Origin of the sequence: Sphingomonas naasensis (assembly GCF_004792695.1) — a bacterium.
Lineage (GTDB): Bacteria > Pseudomonadota > Alphaproteobacteria > Sphingomonadales > Sphingomonadaceae > Sphingomonas > Sphingomonas naasensis.
This window is the reverse complement of sequence record NZ_SRXU01000011.1, coordinates 15,621-34,987: the sequence shown is the minus strand read 5'-3', so window position 1 is coordinate 34,987 and position 19,367 is coordinate 15,621. Positions and strand designations below refer to the sequence as shown.

13 protein-coding genes are annotated in these 19,367 nt (G+C 66.9%); 6 read left to right on the top strand and 7 right to left on the bottom strand.

Annotation, left to right across the window (positions count from 1 at the left end; genetic code table 11):
* Positions 1-5 precede the first annotated feature (5 nt).
* Positions 6-575 (bottom strand): DUF3617 domain-containing protein, encoded by a 570-nt coding sequence (locus tag E5A74_RS19285; RefSeq protein WP_135987257.1) that lies wholly within the window; start codon positions 573-575, stop codon positions 6-8.
* Between the two features lie 358 nt (positions 576-933).
* On the opposite strand from E5A74_RS19285, the gene E5A74_RS19280 reads away from it, so the two are divergent.
* The 4 genes from E5A74_RS19280 to E5A74_RS19265 all read left to right on the top strand — a co-directional run bounded on the left by E5A74_RS19280 (position 934) and on the right by E5A74_RS19265 (position 6,536).
* Positions 934-2,811: an esterase/lipase family protein gene (locus E5A74_RS19280; RefSeq protein WP_166745639.1), complete on the top strand. Its 1,878-nt coding sequence runs from the start codon at positions 934-936 to the stop codon at positions 2,809-2,811.
* 374 nt (positions 2,812-3,185) lie between these two features.
* Entirely contained in the window at positions 3,186-5,384 is a 2,199-nt protein-coding gene (uvrB, locus tag E5A74_RS19275) for an excinuclease ABC subunit UvrB (protein WP_135987255.1), read from the top strand.
* A 93-nt stretch (positions 5,385-5,477) separates the two neighbouring features.
* Positions 5,478-5,942, top strand: a complete 465-nt coding sequence (locus E5A74_RS19270) for a hemerythrin domain-containing protein (protein ID WP_135987254.1) — start codon at positions 5,478-5,480, stop codon at positions 5,940-5,942.
* Between the two features lie 54 nt (positions 5,943-5,996).
* Entirely contained in the window at positions 5,997-6,536 is a 540-nt protein-coding gene (locus tag E5A74_RS19265; RefSeq protein WP_135987253.1) for a hypothetical protein, read from the top strand.
* Positions 6,537-6,948: 412 nt separating this feature from the next.
* Here the strand turns inward: E5A74_RS19265 and E5A74_RS19260 are convergent, their stop codons facing one another.
* Genes E5A74_RS19260 through E5A74_RS19245 form a run of 4 tightly spaced genes read right to left on the bottom strand, consistent with a single transcriptional unit; the run spans position 6,949 to position 13,808 of the window.
* A complete protein-coding gene (locus E5A74_RS19260; RefSeq protein WP_135987252.1) occupies positions 6,949-9,033 on the bottom strand; it encodes a tetratricopeptide repeat protein in 2,085 nt (694 codons plus the stop codon).
* The gene (prsR, locus tag E5A74_RS19255) at positions 9,017-10,366 is read right to left on the bottom strand and encodes a PEP-CTERM-box response regulator transcription factor (RefSeq protein WP_135987251.1); all 1,350 of its coding nucleotides are present in this window, start codon (positions 10,364-10,366) and stop codon (positions 9,017-9,019) included. The genes E5A74_RS19260 and prsR overlap by 17 nt, the downstream gene beginning before the upstream one ends.
* On the bottom strand, positions 10,363-12,420 hold the full coding sequence (gene prsK / locus E5A74_RS19250; RefSeq protein ID WP_135987250.1) for an XrtA/PEP-CTERM system histidine kinase PrsK: 2,058 nt from the start codon (positions 12,418-12,420) through the stop codon (positions 10,363-10,365). The genes prsR and prsK overlap by 4 nt, the downstream gene beginning before the upstream one ends.
* Positions 12,420-13,808 carry a TIGR03013 family XrtA/PEP-CTERM system glycosyltransferase gene (locus tag E5A74_RS19245; protein WP_135987249.1) on the bottom strand — a complete coding sequence of 463 codons (1,389 nt, stop codon included), beginning with the start codon at positions 13,806-13,808 and terminating at the stop codon, positions 12,420-12,422. Before E5A74_RS19245 ends, prsK begins: the two co-directional genes overlap by 1 nt.
* A 166-nt stretch (positions 13,809-13,974) precedes the next feature.
* Between E5A74_RS19245 and E5A74_RS19240 the strand changes: the two genes are divergently transcribed.
* Both E5A74_RS19240 and E5A74_RS19235 read left to right on the top strand, forming a co-directional pair.
* Entirely contained in the window at positions 13,975-15,030 is a 1,056-nt protein-coding gene (locus E5A74_RS19240) for a mannose-1-phosphate guanylyltransferase/mannose-6-phosphate isomerase (RefSeq protein WP_135987248.1), read from the top strand.
* Positions 15,030-15,362 (top strand): HNH endonuclease, encoded by a 333-nt coding sequence (locus tag E5A74_RS19235; protein WP_135987247.1) that lies wholly within the window; start codon positions 15,030-15,032, stop codon positions 15,360-15,362. Before E5A74_RS19240 ends, E5A74_RS19235 begins: the two co-directional genes overlap by 1 nt.
* On the opposite strand, the gene pepF is transcribed toward E5A74_RS19235, so the two are convergent.
* A complete protein-coding gene (pepF, locus tag E5A74_RS19230; protein ID WP_135987246.1) occupies positions 15,359-17,221 on the bottom strand; it encodes an oligoendopeptidase F in 1,863 nt (620 codons plus the stop codon). The genes E5A74_RS19235 and pepF overlap by 4 nt on opposite strands.
* A 476-nt stretch (positions 17,222-17,697) precedes the next feature.
* A complete protein-coding gene (gene groL, locus E5A74_RS19225) occupies positions 17,698-19,341 on the bottom strand; it encodes a chaperonin GroEL (protein WP_135987245.1) in 1,644 nt (547 codons plus the stop codon).
* Positions 19,342-19,367: the final 26 nt, after the last annotated feature.

The window sequence follows — 19,367 nt, the reverse complement described above, 5'->3', positions numbered from 1 at the left end:
CGGCCTCAGCCGGCCGTGCCGGCGCACTCGCCGAGGCGCGCGCCGGTCGAGCGCATCCGGACCAGCGAGAAGCCCGGTTTGCCGGCCGTGCCGGTGCGGGTCTCGATGCCGACGTCGAAGCCGGTGGGCGCGCTGGTGCCGTTGATCCGCAGCTCGGTGATCGGCCCGTTGGGCTTCTTGCAGCGGATTTCGGCATCGACCTTGCCGCCCTTGGCGACATAGCGGACGAAGGTGCACTCGCCCGCCGCCTTTTCGAGTTTGGAGATGTCGAAGGGCTTCAATTGCTCGGCGGTCTTGCATTCGGTCGCGTCGCGCTCGAGCTTCTTCGCCATTGCGAGCTGCGCGGCATTGTCGCTGCCGGGGCCGACATCGACGCTCTCGATCCGTAGCGCGGCCTTCCACAGCCCCGGCCTGGCGGCGGTCTTCGGCGCAGCCGCCTTGAGCAGCTTCGCAACCTGCGCGGTCGGCGCATTGGTCACCTCGATCTCGCCGGTCTCGGCGGCGTGCTTCTCCTCGGCCGACTGACAGGCGGAGAGCGCAAGTGCAGCGGTTCCGAGGACGAGGATGGCGCGCATAAATGGTTCCCTGAAGGTGTTGCGCTTCCAAAAGCCGAATTGATGTCGCTTGGCAATCCGGGCTTCGTGGGAAGCGGCCGCGTCCGACCCACTTCCGATGGGGTCGCATGGCCTGGCTTCGCGCAAAAGCGGGCGCGGTCCGGCTCGCAAATCGACGCGTCGGAACCCCGGAATCACGCCAATCTGCCACCCTTGCGTTGAAGGTCGCCATTCCGGCGACCAAGGCTGCCCGCATGCCCCGTGGCCTGCTTGGACGCCGCCGGGGCCTATTGTAGCCCGGTTCGCAGGTGCATCGGGGGGATCCGCCGCAGCGATGCGGGCGTGGTCGACGCCAGACCGACAATGTTCGAGGGAGTCGATGAGCAAGCTGCGACTTATCCCGTCACTGGCTTTCGGCCTGATGCTCACGAGCGCGGCGAACCCGCCGCCGCCCGCCGCCGCCCCGCTCGCCGCCAAATGCGTCAGGGGATGGTCGGGGTCGGTTCAATTCACGCGCAAGCAAACGAGTTCGGTGTCCAAGTCCGTGCCGCGGATCGCCGGCAAGGGCATTCAGACCACCAGTTCGACGACGAGTTACGACTATTCGGCGCTGATCACGGTCCGGGAGACGCCCGAACGGACGGGGGACAGCGTCGCCAGGGCCAGGGCGACCTCGCTGCTCACTTTCTCCGAAAGCCGTTCGTCGACGGACCAGCTCATGTGCAGCGGTGAGCGTCAGCCGCGGACGATGTCGGGTTCCTTCACCACGAAACGGGAAACGCGCGCCGAGACGCCGGGCGTGCCTGCAACCTTCGGCGTCACGATGAGCTCCAACGGAGCCTATTCGATCGGCATCACCCTGCCATCGCTCCATTCGACGAGTACCGGTTCCAACTCGAGCAGCTACAGCGGCCAGTGCAAGCCCAAGGAAGGCGGCAGCACCACCGTGCCGGTTTCCTACGGCCGCACCGACCCCATCTCCTTCTCCACCGACGGCTCGCACCGCGCGCCGCTCTCCAACCTCGATCATCTGTCGAACAGCTACTCGAAGACGTATGGCAACATCACCGATACGCTGCGCTGGAATCTCCGGCGGTGCGGCTCGCCGCTTCGCATGGTGGACCTCAAGTTCGAGGACATGAAGTTTCCTAACTGGGAAGAATGGCGCGAGATCACGCCTCAGAATCGCACGATTGACGGCAATATCGTAAAAATGAAAGCGATCGTCGCCAATGATTCAAGCGAGGAACAGTCTGCCAAGCTGGTGTTCAAGGATAGGAGTAGTTTGAAAGGGGCCGACCCGAGAGATGCAGATCTACTGAAGGAGATTTCTTTCAGTGTCGCGGCCGGCGAGGAGAAAACCGTTGAATTCTTGTGGGATTCATCGGGCTATGCCTGGTTCGACAGCGGCCAGCAGAGGTCGCGCCAGATTATCAAGGCCGAAATCTGGGACAAGAACAAGAAGATCGACGATCTCGAACGTAATTTGAACCTCGCGCCCAGGCCACTCGTGCTGGTCCATGGCTACTGGACCGATTGGTTGATGTGGAGAGCCTGGTCCAGCATGCTCAACGACACGCATTACGGTGGCTGGCAGGCATTCGCGGTTGGCGAACGGCCGGAAAAGGGAAAGATGGACATGGGCGAAAGCGCTACGTCCTTCAAACCCACCAAGACGATCAGCCAAAACGCCGCCGAACTGGCAAGCTATATCCGATATGCGCAGGAATTCTCGAATGCGTGGCATGTGGACATCGTCGCGCACACGATGGGAGGTCTCGTCGCGCGGCAATATATCCACCAGTCGATGCCGATCTACCCGGATCGCAAGCCACAGGTTGTGCACCTCATGATGATGGGAACGCCGAATCTGGGCACCCCCTGCGCCGACATCATGAGCGCACCCCTCGAGGCGGTGGGCAAGCGGGTCGAGGCGTTGCGGGAAATGCGGACGAGTGTCGTCGCGCAGTTCAACAAGCAGATCTTCGAGCGCAAGGGCGTGGAATTCTCGGCGCTCGCCGGCGCCTCCAGCATCCTCTCGCTTCCAAGATGCTATTCGATGGAATCCCATGACGGCTTTACACCGGTGCCGTCCCAGCTGTGGACGATTGCGGACACGGCCAGGATGAACATTGCGTACGACGAAATGGCCAGCGGAGGGGTCTTCGGCTATTTCGTGTTGCCGAGGGTCAGAAGAGCCCCCGACGGCCGGGAGCGGGGGCAGGTGATAGAGCCTCCGACCCGCAGGAGATTTTAGCACCGTCCCATAACCTGATATCCGTCAGCGCCGGTTCCTGTCTACGGAGCGGACGATCAAGATATCGAGAGGTCGGGTCGCGCCGGTGTCGACCGATGGCCACTCTGCCAATGCGGGCTTGCACGCCTTGCAATGTAGGATTTCGGCTGCTGCCCTGCGCGCCGGTCCGGCCCGGCATAGGCCTGGCCGCGCTCTTTGACGCCGTCGATTTCCCTACAGCCTTGCGCAACAAGATTTCCTACCGGCGCAACGCGAGAGTCGTTCTATCGCGACTCTTGCGACTCTAGACCCGCCAACGCCTACAAAAAGCCGGCTTCCGGTTCCTACAGTCGCGATCGTTTGCGTCCTCGCGCAAAGGCCCCATATTCGCTGCGATGCCTATTCAGATCCGCACCAGTCTCGATGAGCCGGATACCGGCCAGAGCTTCGTCCCGCATCGCCCCAATCGCCCCGAAAAGGTCGAGGGGGGCAGGGCGTTCAAGCTGATCAGCGACTATCAGCCTTCGGGCGATCAGCGCTTCGCGATCCCCGAGCTGGTCGAGCAGGCGCGCGCCGGCGAGCGCGATCAGGTGCTGCTCGGGGTCACCGGCTCGGGCAAGACCTATACCATGGCCAAGGTGATCGAGGAGCTCCAGCGCCCGGCGCTGATCCTCGCGCCCAACAAGATCCTCGCCGCGCAGCTCTATGGCGAGTTCAAGAGCTTCTTCCCCGAGAACGCAGTCGAGTATTTCGTCAGCTATTACGATTATTACCAGCCCGAGGCCTATGTGCCGCGGTCGGATACCTACATCGAGAAGGAAAGCTCGGTGAACGAGGCGATCGACCGGATGCGTCACTCGGCCACCCGCGCGCTGCTCGAGCGCGACGACGTGATCATCGTCGCTTCGGTCTCGTGCCTCTACGGCATCGGCTCGGTCGAGACCTATTCGGCGATGATCTTCGATCTGAAGAAGGGCAAGGTCGAGGATCAGCGCGAGATCATCCGCAAGCTCGTCGCGCTCCAGTACAAGCGCAACGACCAGGCGTTCGCGCGCGGCAATTTCCGGGTGCGCGGCGACAGCCTCGAGATCTTCCCGTCGCACTATGAAGACACCGCGTGGCGGATCTCGTTCTTCGGCGACGAGATCGAGGAGATCACCGAGTTCGATCCGCTGACCGGCGCCAAGGTCGCCAGCCTCGATTATGTCCGCGTCTTCGCCAACTCGCACTATGTGACGCCGGGGCCGACGCTCAAGCAGGCGATGGAGGGCATCCGCCACGAGCTCGCCGAGCGGCTGAAGGAGCTCGAGGCCGAAGGCAAATTGCTCGAGCACCAGCGGCTCGAGCAGCGCACCAATTTCGACCTCGAGATGATCGCCGCTACCGGCAGCTGCGCGGGCATCGAGAATTACAGCCGCTTCCTCACCGGGCGCCTGCCCGGCGAGCCGCCGCCCACCCTGTTCGAATATCTGCCTGAGAACGCGCTGCTCTTCGTCGACGAGAGCCACCAGACGATCGGCCAGATCAACGGCATGTCGCGCGGCGATCACAAGCGCAAGATCACGCTTGCCGAATATGGCTTCCGCCTGCCCTCGGCGATCGACAACCGCCCGCTGCGGTTTAACGAATGGGACGCGATGCGTCCGCAGACCACCTATGTCTCGGCGACCCCGGGCGGGTGGGAGATGGAGCAGTCGGGCGGCGTGTTCGTCGAGCAGGTGATCCGCCCGACCGGACTGATCGACCCGCCGGTCGAGATCCGCCCGGTCGAGGAGCAGGTCCAGGACCTGATCCAGGAGTGCAAGAAGACCGCCGCGCTCGGCTATCGCACGCTGGTGACCACGCTCACCAAGCGCATGGCCGAGGATTTGACCGAATATATGCACGAGGCGGGGATCAAGGTCCGCTACATGCATTCGGACACCGAGACGCTCGAGCGCATCGAGCTGATCCGCGATCTCCGCATGGGGGTGTACGACGTGCTCGTCGGCATCAACCTGCTGCGCGAGGGGCTCGACATCCCCGAATGCGGGCTGGTCGCGATCCTCGATGCCGACAAGGAGGGCTTCCTCCGCTCCGAGACCTCGCTGGTCCAGACCATCGGTCGCGCCGCGCGCAACGTCGAGGGGCGGGTGATCCTCTATGCCGACCGCATGACCGGCAGCATGGAGCGCGCGCTCGCCGAGACCAATCGCCGCCGCGAGAAGCAGCAGGCGTATAATGTCGAGCACGGCATCACGCCCGAGACGGTCAAGAAGAACATCGGCGACATCATCGCGCATGTCGCGTCGAAGGATCAGGTCACCGTCGAGATCGACGCCGATCGCCCGCACATGGTCGGCCACAATCTCCGCGCCTATATCGAGGAACTCGAGAAGAAGATGCGCGATGCCGCCGCCAATCTCGAATTCGAGGAGGCCGGCCGGCTGCGCGACGAGATCCGCGCGCTCGAGGCCGAGGAGCTCGGCCTGCCCGAAGGCGATCGCAAGGCGCCGGTCATGGGCCGGTCGAACGAAGGAAAGCCGGGCACCCGCAAGACGCGTTACGGAAAGCAGACCAAGATGCGGATGGGCGGCGGCGCGCGCCGCCGCTGATCGCGGCGTCTATTACCCAAGCATAACGAATGGATATGCTTCGATAGCGATTCCGGGCCGGGGACTCTACGGACTTACCGTCGATTGCCAGTCATGCTTTTAGCTTCCCCGGCAATCAGGGAGTCGTTCGGGGTGATATCGGAGCTTTGCGCAGAACATCGGGCACTCGAAGCTCATGCCGCGCAATTGCTCGAGATCGTCGCCGCCCCGGTTCCCGATGCCGCCGCGGTTGCCGCGTTGCGCTGGGGCCTTGCGCAGGCGCTGCTCGATCATTGCAACCGCGAGGATCTGCTGATCTACGATCGCCTGCTCTCCTCGGGCGATGCGATCGCGACCAATATCGCGTGGCGCTATCGCCAGGAGCACGGCCTGCTCGGCCCGACCTTCGCCAACTACATCGCGGCCTGGCCGGTCGGCCGGATCAATCGCGAATGGGAGCGGTTTCGCGCCGAGACCGAAGCGCTGATGGCGGGCCTCGCCGAGCGGATCGAGCGCGAGGAGCAAGTGCTCTACAGCCATGTCGAGCGGATCATCGCGCGCCGGCGGGCGGCTGCCTGATCGCGGCCTGATCGACGGTTGAGGCGGCGGGGGACTTCCCGCATAAGGCGCGCCATGCGTCGTTCCTCCGTGTTCGCCGGCATCGCCTTCGGGGCCCTGCCGCTCGCCGCCTGCGTCGCCCCCAGCGCGCCGCCGCCGCGCCCTGCGCCGCCGGTCGCCATTCCCGCGCCCGCGCCCACGCCGACCCCTGCGCCGCCGCCGCCGGCCAGCGCCGACTGGCGCGACTGGCCGGTAACCCCGGGCGACTGGAGTGGGCGCCCCGACGGGCAGGGCGGCGTCGCCGCGTTCGGAGGCGTGGGCCGGATGCCCGAGCTGAGCCTTCGCTGCGATCGGACGCGCGGGCGAATCCTGTTGTCGCGCGCGGGCCAGGCGGCGTCGCCGAGCCTGACGATCCGCACCACCAGCCTGTCGCGAACTCTCTCGACCGCGCCCGGCACGGCCGGCGCCGTGGCCGAGCTCGGCGCGCGCGATCCCTTGATCGACGCGATGGGTTACAGCCGGGGGCGGATCGTGGTCGAAGGCGGCGGACTACCGACCCTCGTCGTCCCTGCCTGGTCCGAAATCTTGCGCGTTGCGGAGGATTGTCGCGGCTGAGTCGCGCGAAGCGGCGCGCGTCGCGAACCACAGAACTCTAAGAATCGCACCATCTTCGTCGCAAAACAAGACTTGTTCTACGATTCGCGATGATTCAAGATTCGCTCGTGGCCGCAAGTCACACTCGTTCTTCAACTGGCGAAAGGAGGTGATCCGATGTCTCATGGTTCAGCAATGGGGTCGGTTCAGTTCGTTCGGGAGACGCGCCGCTGAGCTGAAGACGCGAACGGAAGCCCTCCGTCCGTAGATGCGCGGGAGGTATCCTCCTCCAATCAACGCGCATCGGTCTTCGCAAAGCGGCCCGCATGGTCTCCCGGGCTGGAGCTCTCCGGCCGCTGACCATGTCGGAGGTCGCCGGGTACCCTGACGGGGCCCGGCGGCCTCTTTCATTTATGGGGCGCCGCTGCCCCGATCAGGATTGCGCGGCGAGCGCGGTCGCCGCCGCGCGATCGCCGAAGCGCGGATCGGCAAGCGCGGCTTGCGCCTGTTGCCGCGCCTCGGGCTTGCGGCCGAGATCGGCGTAGATCTGCGCGAGGTGCCAGCGCAGCCCGGCATGGTGCGGCGCGAGCACCACCGCTTTCTGGAGCAGCTCGACCGCGCCCTGCGCATCGCCATTGCGATAGAGCGCCCAGCCCCACGCGTCGGCGGTCACCGGATTGGCGGGGGCGAGGGCATAGGCCGCCTCGCCGAATTCCGCCGCCGTCTCGAATTCGCCGGCGCCGGTATAGGCGACCGCGAGATCGGCGTTGAGCGCGGCATCGCCATCGCCCGTGCGCGTGCGCAGCAGCTCTAGCGTGTCGATCGCCGCGTCGTAATCGCCTGCGGCGAGTTGCCAGCGGCCCGAAACGCGCAACGCGGCGGCGTTGACCGGATTTTGCGAGAGGAACAACGCAAGCACTGTGGCGGCGTCGGCGCGGCGATCGGCGCGATCGAGCGCCTCGATCAGCCGCAGCATCGCGGGCTCGTCGAAACGCATATCGGCGGCGCTGCGATAGGCAGCGGCGGCGTCGGCGAAGCGGTGCATCGTCATCAGCGTGTCGCCGACGAGCAGGTGCGCGGCGGGCGCCCCGGGATGGCGCCGCGCCATGTCCTGCGCCCTTGCGAGCGCGCCCGCCTTGTCGCCCTGGCCGATCAGCGCGCGGATCAGCGGGACGAGCGCGGCCGGATCGCCCGGGCGCTGATCGGCATCGGCGGCGAGCACGGCGGTGCTGTCATCGGTCGAGAAGGCAGCGGCATCGCCGCGCTCCGGCCAGGCGGCACGATCGAGCAATTGCGCCGCGGCGGCGCGGTCGCCGATGCGTTCATAGCCGCGCGCGGCAAGGGTGAGCGCATAGCTGTCCGCGTCACCGCGTTCGATCACCGGGCGCAGCAAGTCGATCGCATTGCGCGCGCTGTCGGTGCGCAGCAGCGCGACCGCGAGCAGCTTGCGCGCCGCGAGATTCATCGGTTGATTGGCGACGACCGGCCGGAGCTTGTCCATCGCCTGCTCGTAATCGGCGGATTCGACGTCGAGCGCACCACCGAGCAGCAAGGCCGCGGGGATCTGGGCGAGCCCGGGGCCGGCGCGTTCGATCAGGCTGCGGGCGAGATCGGTGTTGCCCGCGCGCGCGGCGATCACTGCCTGAAGATAGAGCGCCTGCGGGCTGCCCGGTCGCGCCGCCAGCGCGCGCCGCGTCGCGTTGAGCGAATCCACCGCGCGCCCGGCATCGCCCAGCGTCGCGGCATATTCGATCAGCGCGCCATAGTCCTCGGGGTCGCGCTGTAGAGCGGCCTCGAACCAGGGCAAGGCGGCGATCAGGCCGAACTGGCTGCGCACCATCTCGCCGCGCAGCACCAGCGCGTCGGTATTGCCGCCGTCGAGCTTCACGGCCTGTTCGGAGGCGCGGATCGCGCCGAGCACGTCGCCCGCGTCGAGCTTGAGCCGGCCGGCATCGACCTGGATGTCGGCGTCGCGCGGCGCGGCGCGGACGGCCTGATCGAGCGCGGCAAAGGCCTCGGGGAGCTTGCCGAGCGCGGCGAGCGCGCGGGCGCGGATGCGCAGCGCATAGCCGCGCGCCCGCGGATCGGCCTTGGCGACTTCGGCCAGCGCCTTTTCCGCCTCGCCCTGCAGCAGCAGCGCATGCGCACGCAGATGCGCGACCTGTCCGGGCTTGTAGCCGGCCTCGAGCGCGCGGCGCAGCTCGGGTTCGGCAGCGGCGCCGTCGTCGAGCGCGAGCAGGGCTTTGGCGAGTATCAGATGCGCCTGGGCGTTGCCCGGATCGGCGCGCACCGCGACACGCGCCTGATCGCGCGCGGCGCTGGCGTTGTGCGCCTCGAGCAGTTTTCCGCTGCGCTCGACCGCTTGCTCTGCCGCCGCCGGATCGGGCCGCCCGCGGACGAGCGCGAACCATGCCGCGAGCACCAGCGCGAACGCGCCGATCGCGCCGCCGAGCACGATCAGGCGGCGGAGGATCGGCTTGCGCCGGGCGGAGCGGGAGCGGTTACGGCTGGAGGTCATAGGCCTTCATCAGATCGTAGAGCGTGGGGCGGCTGATCCCGAGCAGCCGCGCGGTGCCCGAGATATTGCCTTCGGCGCGCGCGAGCGCGTGACGGATCGCCTTGCGATCGGCGAGCTCGCGCGCCGCCTTGAGGTTGATCGGGATCGGATCGGCCTTGTTCTCGAGGTCGAGATCGGCGGCGGTGACATGTTTGCCCTCGGCCATGATCGCGGCGCGCTTCACCCGGTTCTCGAGCTCGCGGACATTGCCCGGCCAGCCCCAGGCGTCGATCGCGGCGAGCGCATCGGGCGCGAAGCTGCGCGCGCCGGTGTTCATCTGCGCGGCGTATTTCTGGAGAAAATGCCGTGCGAGCAGACCGGCATCGCCGGGACGCTCGGCGAGGCTGGGGATGCGCACGACGATCTCGGCGAGGCGATAGTAGAGGTCCTCGCGGAAGCGGTTCTCGGCGACCATCGCGTCGAGATCCTGATGCGTCGCGCAGACCACGCGCGTGTCGACCGCGATCGGCTTGCGAGAGCCGATCCGTTCGATCACCCGCTCCTGCAGGAAGCGGAGCAGCTTGACCTGCAAGGGCAGCGGCACGTCGCCGATCTCGTCGAGGAACAGCGTCCCGCCTTGGGCGAGCTCGATCTTGCCCTCGGTGGTCTTCACCGCGCCGGTGAACGCGCCCTTCTCATGGCCGAACAGCTCGCTCTCGAGCAGGGTCTCGGGGATCGCGGCGCAGTTGATCGCGACGAACGCGCCCTTGCGGCGGCTCTTCTCGTGCAGCCCGCGCGCGAGCAGCTCCTTGCCGGTACCGCTGGCGCCGAGCAGCATCACCGAGACGTCGGCGCCGGCGACGCGCTCGATCGTGCGGGTGACCTTGAGCATCTCGGGCGCACCGGTGATCATGCCGCCGAGCACCGCGCCGGCCTCGGCACGCCCGGCGAGGCGGCGGTTCTCGGCCTCGAGCGCGTGGACGTGGAAGGCGCGGGCGACGATCAGCCCGAGCGCGTCGATGTCGATCGGCTTCTGATAGAAGTCCCACGCGCCGAGCGCGATCGCCTTGAGCATCGATTCATGCGCGCCGTGCCCCGAGGCGACGATCACCTTGGTGTCGGGGGCGAGGCTCAGGATGGTCTCAAGCGTCGCGAAGCCTTCGGTGGTGCCGTCGGGGTCGGGCGGCAGGCCGAGATCGAGCGTGACGACCTGTGGCTCCTCGGCGCGGATGACGGCGATCGCCTCCTCGCGATTGGCGGCGGTGTGGATCGCATAGCCTTCATAGGCCCAGCGCAGCTGGCGCTGGAGCCCGGCATCGTCCTCGACGATCAGCAGCTTCTTCATATCGGTCATGCGGCGCGATCCCGCGGCAAATCGGCGGCGTGCGCGGCCTTGAGGATGACGCGGAAGCGCGTCCCCTTGCCTTCGCGCGACGCGACTTCGATCCTGCCGTCCATCGCGGCGGCGAGCTGGCGCGCCTCGAACGCGCCGATGCCGAAGCCGCCGGGCTTGGACGAGACGAAGGGCTTGAACAGTTTGTCGCGGACGAAGGCAGGCGACATGCCGCAGCCGCGATCGACGATGTTGATCGCGACGGTGAGCCCATCGGCGGCGATGGTGAGCACCACCGGCTCCTCGGCCGGGCTGGCGTCGATCGCGTTCTGGAGGAGCTGGTTGAGCAGCTGCTCGAGGCTCGCCGGATCGGCATGCGCCACCGCGCCGCGCACGCCCGACACGGTCACCGGATGCTGACGCCGGCGCGCGACAGCGAGGCGCTCGACCAGCGGCATCACTTCGATCGCGTGCGGCGCCTCGCTCCGTCCGCGATGATGCTGCGAGAGGCGGGCGAGCAGCGCGTTCATGCGCTCGGCCGATTCCTTGAGTGTCGCGACCATGTCGGCGCGGAATTCGGGCTTGTCGGCATGCCGCTCGGCGTTGCGCGCGGTGAGCGTGAGCTGGCTGACGAGGTTCTTGATGTCGTGGAGGATGAAGGCGAAGCGCCGGTTGAACTCGTCGAAACGCTGGGCGTCGGCGAGCGCTTCCTGCGCGCGCGCCTCGGCGAGATAGCTCGCGACCTGGCGGCCGGCGACCTTGAGCAGGTCGAAATCCTCCCAGTCGAGCGCGCGGTTCAGCGGCGGACGTGTGAGCAGGATCGCGCCCGCGATGCTCTCCATGTGCGGCAGGGGCACGATCACCCAGGCGTCGGCGAGCTCGAGCATCCACCCGGGCACCGCGCCGGCATCGGGGCAATGCGGATCATCACGCACCCGGTCGAGCTCGACGATCCGGCCGGTTTCGGCGAGATGGGCGGCGAGCGTCGCGTCGCCGGTGGCGGGGAACAGGCTGCGGTCCCAGTTCCAGCTCGCGCCGGGGCCGAGCCCCGCATCGTCGGGCACGAGCAGCAGACCGGCGGGCGATTCGGTGAGATCGGCGATCGCCTTGACGATGCGCTCGTCGAGCGGCGCGGCGCCGCCGGGGGCGCCGAGCGTGTCGGTGAATCGCATCCACTCCGCGCGATAATCATAGCGGTGGCGGAAGAAGTGCTTGGCGAGCTTGACCTTGATCCACACGCGCAGCCAGCCATTCGACACCAGCGTGAGGATCGCCGCGGTCGAGCCGAGCACGAAGGCGGTCTGGAAGACGCGGGCGTTGCTTCCGCCGATCGTCGCGAGCGCGCTGGTGGCGAGCGCGAGCAGCGCGAAATAGGCGCCGATCGCGACCAGAGACAGCGATTGATAGGCGACGGCGCGGGAGACCTGGACGTTGAGCGCGCCCTTGCGCTGGAGCGCGGTGACCATCGCCAGCGCGACGGCGATCATCGCGACGCCGCGCGCGGCGATCGACTGGGGGTGCGGCTGGGCGCCGAGATATTCGGTGCAGAACAGGACGAAATCGGCGACCCACAGCCCGGCCAGCGCGGCGACGATCCAGCGCAGCCCGCTGCCCGCCGACGGATTGAGCGCCGAATGGAGCGCCTGCACCAGCACCAGCGCCGCGACCGCGACGAGCATGCGCAGCAGCAGCACCGCGCTCTCGATCGATTCGAGCGCGTCCGGGCCGTCGACGCTCGCCGCGATGTGGAGCACCAGCGCGGCGATGCCGACGAGCGCGACCACGCCATAGACGGTGCCGAGCGCGAGCGGCGGGCGGACATTGGCGTCGCGCCGGTGCAGCGTGACCATGAAGCCGAGCCAGGCGAGGCTGCGCAGCGTCTCGAAGATGCGCGTGACCATGTCGTCGGCGCCGATCCCCGAAACCGCGAGCGCCCACAGCGCGGTCAGCGCGAAGGCGGCGGCGAGCGGGCGGCGCGGCAGGCCGCCCGCCGGCGCGCGCACCGTCCACAAGGTCAGGCCGCCGAACAGCAACGCCGCGAGGGCGTGGCTCCACAGAATCAGCGTCGCGGTCATCACCGCGCGCCTTCGGGGAAGAGCACGACGCGGATCGTCTGGAGCAGGATCAGCAGATCGAGAAAGGGCGAGTAGTTCTTGGCGTAGAACAGGTCATATTCGAGCTTCTGGCGCGAATCCTCGATCGAGGCGCCATAAGGATAGTTGATCTGCGCCCAGCCGGTGATGCCGGGCTTCACCATGTGGCGCTCGGCATAATAAGGCAGCTTCTGCTCGAGATCCTCGACGAACTGGGGCCGTTCGGGGCGCGGCCCGACGAAGCTCATCTCGCCCTTGAGCACGCTCCAGCATTGCGGCAGCTCGTCGACGCGCAGCTTGCGGATGATCCGGCCGATGCGGGTGATCCGCGGATCGTCCTTCTCGGCCCACACCGCCTTGCCGCCCACCTCGGCGTCCTGGCGCATCGAGCGCAATTTGATGACGTCGAAACCGACGCCGTAGAGGCCGACGCGGCGCTGGCGATAAAAGGCCGGGCCCTTGCTCTCGAGCTTGATCGCGAGCGCCGTGAGCAGCACGAGCGGGAGCGTCAGGAGCAGCAGCACGAGGCTCGCGCCGATGTCGAACAGCCGCTTGAACGCGCTCGACACCATGCGCCCCGACGAGAAGCCGTCGGAGAAGATCAGCCACGACGGATTGACGCTGTCGAGATCGACGCGGCCGGTCTCGCGTTCGAGGAAGGTCGAGATCTCGTTGACATGGACGCCGGTGGTCTTGATCCGCAGCAGGTCCTTGAGCGGCAGCGCGTTGCGGCGTTCCTCGAGCGCGAGCACGACTTCGCTCGCATTGAGCAGCACGACATGATCGGCGAGATTGTAGATCGCGTCGCGGGCGATCGCTTCGGGGATGACGCGATTGGCCTCGCTCATCGAGACATAGCCGACCACCGCGAAGCCGGCGCCGGGGGTCTTGGACAAGGTCTTGAGCCGCGCGGCGCGCGGTCCGGCGCCGAGCACGACGATGCGGCGCTTGAATGCCTGGCTGCCGAGCGTCTTGCCGAGCAGGATGCGCAGGAAGATCAGCAGCACGACGGTGACGCCCATCGCGTAGAGCAGATTCGAGCGCCAGAAGCTGATCTGGGGGATCAGGAAATAGAGCACGCTGAGCCCGATCACGCCGAGCGAGACCGCGACGATCAGCCGCGCGGTGGCGTAGCGGAGCGACTGGAGCGCATCGGCGCCATAGACGCCGACCGCGATCATCGCGACTTCGATGAACGCCATGTAGCTGAACAATTGCGCCGCGCGATCGGACATGGCGCCGGGCACCATGCCCAGCTGGTGCGCGCGCAGGATCCATCCGAGCTCGCCTGCCACGAGCAGAAGGACGATATCGAGCAGGCCGAGCAGCAGCACGGCATTCGGCACGTAATGCTTGAACAGGCGGATCATGACCGCGGCAGGAATAGCGGCCAAGTGTAAACAAACCCGACACGCATTGCCCGTATCGGGAAAGTGTCGGAAAACGATAGCGGGCACGAAACCGTTTCGAGCCCGCATCGTTAAGCTGGGCGGGGCAAGTACCTAAATCTACAGCTTAATCAGGGAACCAATCGCCATGCCGGATGCGAAGCCGATCATTCCTGTCATCCTCTCCGGAGGGGCGGGAACCCGGCTCTGGCCGCTCTCGCGACCGGAACAGCCCAAGCAGTTGCTCCCGCTGACCGCCGAGCAGACGATGCTGCAACTGACCGCGCTGCGCGCCGCCGGCGAGCGTTTCGCGCCGCCCATCGTGGTCGCCAACGCGCGCCATGCCGATCAGGTCGAGGCCCAGCTCGCCACCGTCGCGACCGCGGCGCAGGCGCTGATCCTCGAGCCCGCGGGACGCAACACCGCGCCGGCGATCGCGCTCGCCGCGATCGCCGCGGGCGGCGGTGCCGATCCGGTGCTGGTGATGCCGTCGGATCACGTGATCGCCGATGTCGAGGCGTTCCATGCCGCGATCCAGGCAGCGCTGCCGCTGGTCGAGCAAGGCTGGCTGGTGACCTTCGGCATCGCACCCGACGCGCCGGAGACCGGCTATGGCTGGATCAAGGTTGGCGAGCCGCTCGCCGCCGGCGTCCATCGCGTCGAGCGCTTCGTCGAAAAGCCCCCGCGCGACCGGGCAGAGGAGATGCTCGCGGCCGGCGATCATGCGTGGAACGGCGGGATCTTCCTGTTCCGCGCCGACATGTATCTCGGCGCGCTCAGCGTCTACGCGCCGGCGATGCTCGTGGCCACGCAGCGCGCCATGGAGAAGGCGCGGCGCGAGGGGATTCGGGTCTGGCCCGACGCGGAGGAATTCGCCGCCTCGCCATCCGATTCGATCGACTATGCCGTGATGGAGAAGGCGCCCCGCGTCGCGGTGGTTCCGGTCGCGATGGGCTGGAGCGATGTCGGCAGCTGGGACGCGCTCCACGCGATCAGCGAATGCGATGCGCAGGGCAATGTCTGCCGCGGCGACGTGATCGCGATCGACGCGGAGAATTGCCTGATCCGCAGCGAGGCGGGGAAGCGCGTGGCGCTGGTGGGCGTGCGCGACCTCATCGTGGTGGCGACCGGCGACGATGTTCTGGTGCTGCCGCGCGGCCGCAGCCAGGACGTCCGCAAGATCATTGAGGCGATGCAGAACTGATGGGCGGGCGAGTGCGGCGCAAGGCCGCCCTCGCGGCCGCGGAACGGGTCGCCACGACTCCTCCGGCGCGGTGCGCGCTGTGCGATCGCACCCTCGGCGCGCGCGTCGAATGGCACCATGTCGTGCCCAAAAGCGAAGGCGGGCGCGACACGGTGCCGCTCCACCCGATCTGCCACCGCACGATCCACGCGATCGCATCGAACGCCGAGCTGGCGCGCCTTTACCCGACGATCGAGCAACTCCGCGACCGCGAAGAGATCCGCCGCTTCGCCGCATGGATCGCGGACAAGCCGCCCGATTTCCATGCGCCGACGCGGCGGGGTTCGCGTTAGGCGAGCAGCGCCTCGGCCTGATCGAGCGTATCCTTCATCGTCGCGACCAGCGCCTGATACGGCGCCGGCGAGGCCATATCGAGCCCCGCGCGCCTGAGGATGTCGACCGGGTAATCCGAACCGCCTGCCTTGAGCACCGACAGGTAGTTGTCGCGCTCCTTCGGCCCGCCCTTCAGGATCGCCTGGGCGAAGTAGGTCGCTGCGGCGATGCAGGTGGCATATTGATAGACGTAGAAGCTGTTGTAGAAATGCGGGATGAACGCCCATTCGTTGCCGTAGGACGCTTCGAGCTTCAGGTTGGGCCCGTGATAGCGCCGCAGCAGGTCGAAATAGACCTCGGTGAACTTCTTGCCCGACAGGCCTTCGCCCGCTTCCGCCAGATCGTGCGCCTTCAGCTCGAACTCGGCGAACATCGTCTGGCGATAGAAGGTGCCGCGGAAATTCTCCATCTGCTGGCCGAGATAGAAGAGCTTCTCTTCCTTCGTCTTCGCCTGCTTGAGCATGTGCGCGACGAGCAGCTGCTCGTTGAGCGTCGAGGCGATCTCGGCGAGGAAGATCGGATAATCGGCCTTGTCGTACGGCTGCGCGGCGTTGGCGAGCAGCGAGTGGAGCGCATGGCCCCATTCGTGCGCATAGGTGCTCAGCCCGTCATATTTCTCCGAGAGGTTGAGCAGCAGATAGGGATGCACTTCGGACGCGCCGGGATTCATGTACGCGCCCGGCCGCTTGCCCTCGCGCGGCCACGGATCCATCCACTTCGCGGCGGTCGCCTTGGCGATGCGGGTCTGATAATCGGGGCCGAGCGGCTTGACTGCCTCGAGCGTCAGCGCGCGCATCTGATCGAGGCTGAACGGCCGGTCGAGCGACACCAGCGGCGGATAGATGTCGTAATAGGCGATGTCGGGCAGCTTGAGCATGCGCCGGCGCAGCTCGAAATAGCGATGGAGCTGCGGCAGGCCCTTGTTCGCCTCGGCCACGAGCGTGCGATAGACCGCCTCGGGCACATTGGCGCCCGAAAGCGCGCTCGCCAGCGAGGTCGGGTATTTGCGCGCCTTGGCGTAGAAGATGTCGCTCTTCACCTTGGCGTTGTAGGTCGCGCCGAACGAGTTCTGGAACTTGCCATGGGCGTCCCAGAAGGCGTCGAACACGGCCTTGCGATCGGCGCGATTGGGCGCGTCGCGGTTGAGCGTATAGCCTTGGCTGTCGAGCCGGACCTCCTTGCCGTCGGAGAGCTTGATCGTCGGCCACGGAATGTCGGACGAACGCAGCTGGCCGGAGATGTCGCCCGGCGCCTGGAGCGGTGCCGTCGCGCTGGCGAGGATCGCCTCGCCCTCGGGCGACAGCGTGTGCTCGGCCTGGCGGACGATATTGGCGAGATAAAAGTCGAAGCGGGTCTTGAGCGTGGGATTGGACGCGACGAAACCGTCGATCTTCGGCTTGCCGACGGTGAGGAGCTCGGGGGCGAACCACGCCGTGGCCTCGCCGAACGCGGTGTAGAGGTCGATCGCCTGCGCCTGCTTCTCCTGCCACGCCGCGACGCGGACATCCTCGTCGCCCTTGAGGCTGACATAGGTGTAGACCCGCGCGATCGTCCGGCCGAGATCGGACTGGAGGACCAGCGCCTCGGCCAGCGTCCCCGCGCTTTCGCCGAGCCGGCCCTTATATTTCGCGATCCCGGGCAGCGCGGCGAGCGCGCCCTTGCGCGCCGCGTCCCACGCCGCCTCGGTGGCATAGATTTCGGTCAGATCCCACGCGGCGCCCCCTGCCGGAGCGGCGCCCTGCGCCCACCCGGGGGCGGACAAGGCGAGAGTCGTGAGCGCGCCTGCGGCCAGCGCCTGGCGGCGGGATAGTTCGGTCATGAAAGGCTTCCCCGAAGAGGGCGCCGCGTAGGCTCGGCGCGAGATTGGAAGCCGTCAGTCTGTCGCGCTTTTGGCGCGAGGGGAAGCGCTTTGTTGCCTTAGGGTGCCAACACACCCCGATCCGTCACGCGCGCCGCGCGTTGCGATAGTCCGCGCGCGAAATCACGACCCAATCGCGCTTGGCACGGCGGCGCATCGGGGTTCCACAGAAGCGGCATTTGCTGACGAAACGCTCGTCCTGTCCCGTCCGCTCGATATGTTTGTCCGACCGTTCATGCTTTCCGCCCAAGCAACGCAACCGACCCGAAATCCAGCTAAACACCGACGCAAACCTTGTCTGGCTATTTTGGCCACGTTCCTGATCCCTGCCACGAGGTCAAGGTTCGGGGCGCACATTCGTCGCAAATTTGTCGCAAAGCAAAAGGGCCGGGTTTCCCCGGCCCTTCGCTCATTGGTTCGGACAGAACGGAAGGACTTTAGAAGTCCATCCCGCCCATGCCGCCCATGCCGCCGCCCATCGCGGGCATCGCCGGCTTGTCTTCCGGAAGCTCGCTCACCGCCGCTTCGGTGGTGATGAGCAGGCCGGCGACCGAGGCCGCATCCTGCAGCGCGGTGCGGACGACCTTGGTCGGGTCGATCACGCCGGCCGCCACCAGGTTCTCATAGGTGTCGGTCTGGGCGTTGAAGCCGAGGTTGGTGTCGTTGCCGTCGAGCAGCTTGCCCGAGATCACCGCACCGTCGTGACCGGCATTCTGCGCGATCTGGCGGACCGGCGCGTAGAGCGCCTTGCGGATGATGTCGACGCCGCGGGTCTGGTCGTCATTGGCGCCCTTGAGGCCTTCGATCGCCTTGGTCGCGTAGAGCAGCGCGGTGCCGCCGCCGGGGACGATGCCCTCTTCGACGGCCGCGCGGGTGGCGTGCAGCGCGTCGTCGACGCGGTCCTTGCGCTCCTTGACCTCGACTTCCGAAGCACCGCCGACCTTGATCACGGCAACGCCGCCGGCGAGCTTGGCGAGACGCTCCTGGAGCTTCTCGCGGTCGTAATCGCTGGTGGTGTTCTCGATCTGCTGGCGGATCGCGTCGGTGCGGCCCTTGATCGCATCGGCTTCACCCGCACCGTCGACGATGGTGGTGTTGTCCTTGTCGATCGAGACGCGCTTGGCGGTGCCGAGCATGCCGAGGGTAACCGACTCGAGCTTGATGCCGAGATCTTCCGAGATGACTTCGCCCTTGGTGAGAACGGCGATGTCCTCGAGCATCGCCTTGCGGCGATCGCCGAAGCCCGGCGCCTTGACGGCTGCGACCTTCAGACCGCCGCGGAGCTTGTTGACGACGAGCGTGGCCAGCGCCTCGCCCTCGATGTCCTCGGCGATGATCAGGAGCGGACGGCCCGACTGGACGACGGCTTCGAGGATCGGAAGCATCGCCTGCAGGTTCGACAGCTTCTTCTCGTGGATCAGGATGTACGGATCGTTGAGCTCGACCGTCATCTTGTCCGGGTTGGTGATGAAATAGGGCGAGAGATAGCCACGGTCGAACTGCATGCCCTCGACGACGTCGAGCTCGAATTCGAGACCCTTCGCCTCTTCGACGGTGATCACGCCTTCCTTGCCGACCTTCTCCATCGCCTCGGCGATCTTCTCGCCGACTTCGGTGTCGCCATTGGCCGAGATGATGCCGACCTGGGCAACCTCGTTCGAGCCGGCAACCGGCTTCGAGCGCGACTTGATGTCCTCGACCACCTTGGTGACGGCGAGATCGATGCCGCGCTTGAGGTCCATCGGGTTCATGCCGGCCGCGACCGACTTCATGCCCTCGCGGACGATCGCCTGTGCCAGAACGGTGGCGGTGGTGGTGCCGTCACCGGCGAGGTCGTTCGTCTTCGACGCGACTTCGCGGATCATCTGCGCGCCCATGTTCTCGAACTTGTCCTTGAGTTCGATTTCCTTGGCGACGGTGACGCCGTCCTTGGTGATGCGCGGGGCGCCGAACGACTTGTCGATCACGACGTTGCGGCCCTTCGGGCCCAGCGTGACCTTGACCGCGTCGGCGAGGATGTCGACGCCGCGCAGGATGCGTTCACGCGCGTCGCGGCTGAATTTCACGTCCTTGGCTGCCATGTTGGCTGACCTTTCGAATTGGGAAA

Excerpts from the sequence above, each read along its gene's own strand:
- groL (WP_135987245.1), bottom strand. The coding sequence starts at position 19,341 with ATGGCAGCCAAGGACGTGAAATTCAGCCGCGACGCGCGTGAACGCATC.
- pepF (WP_135987246.1), bottom strand. The coding sequence starts at position 17,221 with ATGACCGAACTATCCCGCCGCCAGGCGCTGGCCGCAGGCGCGCTCACG.
- E5A74_RS19270 (WP_135987254.1), top strand. The coding sequence starts at position 5,478 with ATGCTTTTAGCTTCCCCGGCAATCAGGGAGTCGTTCGGGGTGATATCG.
- E5A74_RS19245 (WP_135987249.1), bottom strand. The coding sequence starts at position 13,808 with ATGATCCGCCTGTTCAAGCATTACGTGCCGAATGCCGTGCTGCTGCTC.
- E5A74_RS19260 (WP_135987252.1), bottom strand. The coding sequence starts at position 9,033 with ATGACCTCCAGCCGTAACCGCTCCCGCTCCGCCCGGCGCAAGCCGATC.
- E5A74_RS19265 (WP_135987253.1), top strand. The coding sequence starts at position 5,997 with ATGCGTCGTTCCTCCGTGTTCGCCGGCATCGCCTTCGGGGCCCTGCCG.
- E5A74_RS19285 (WP_135987257.1), bottom strand. The coding sequence starts at position 575 with ATGCGCGCCATCCTCGTCCTCGGAACCGCTGCACTTGCGCTCTCCGCC.
- prsK (WP_135987250.1), bottom strand. The coding sequence starts at position 12,420 with ATGACCGCGACGCTGATTCTGTGGAGCCACGCCCTCGCGGCGTTGCTG.
- uvrB (WP_135987255.1), top strand. The coding sequence starts at position 3,186 with ATGCCTATTCAGATCCGCACCAGTCTCGATGAGCCGGATACCGGCCAG.
- E5A74_RS19240 (WP_135987248.1), top strand. The coding sequence starts at position 13,975 with ATGCCGGATGCGAAGCCGATCATTCCTGTCATCCTCTCCGGAGGGGCG.
- E5A74_RS19280 (WP_166745639.1), top strand. The coding sequence starts at position 934 with ATGAGCAAGCTGCGACTTATCCCGTCACTGGCTTTCGGCCTGATGCTC.
- prsR (WP_135987251.1), bottom strand. The coding sequence starts at position 10,366 with ATGACCGATATGAAGAAGCTGCTGATCGTCGAGGACGATGCCGGGCTC.
- E5A74_RS19235 (WP_135987247.1), top strand. The coding sequence starts at position 15,030 with ATGGGCGGGCGAGTGCGGCGCAAGGCCGCCCTCGCGGCCGCGGAACGG.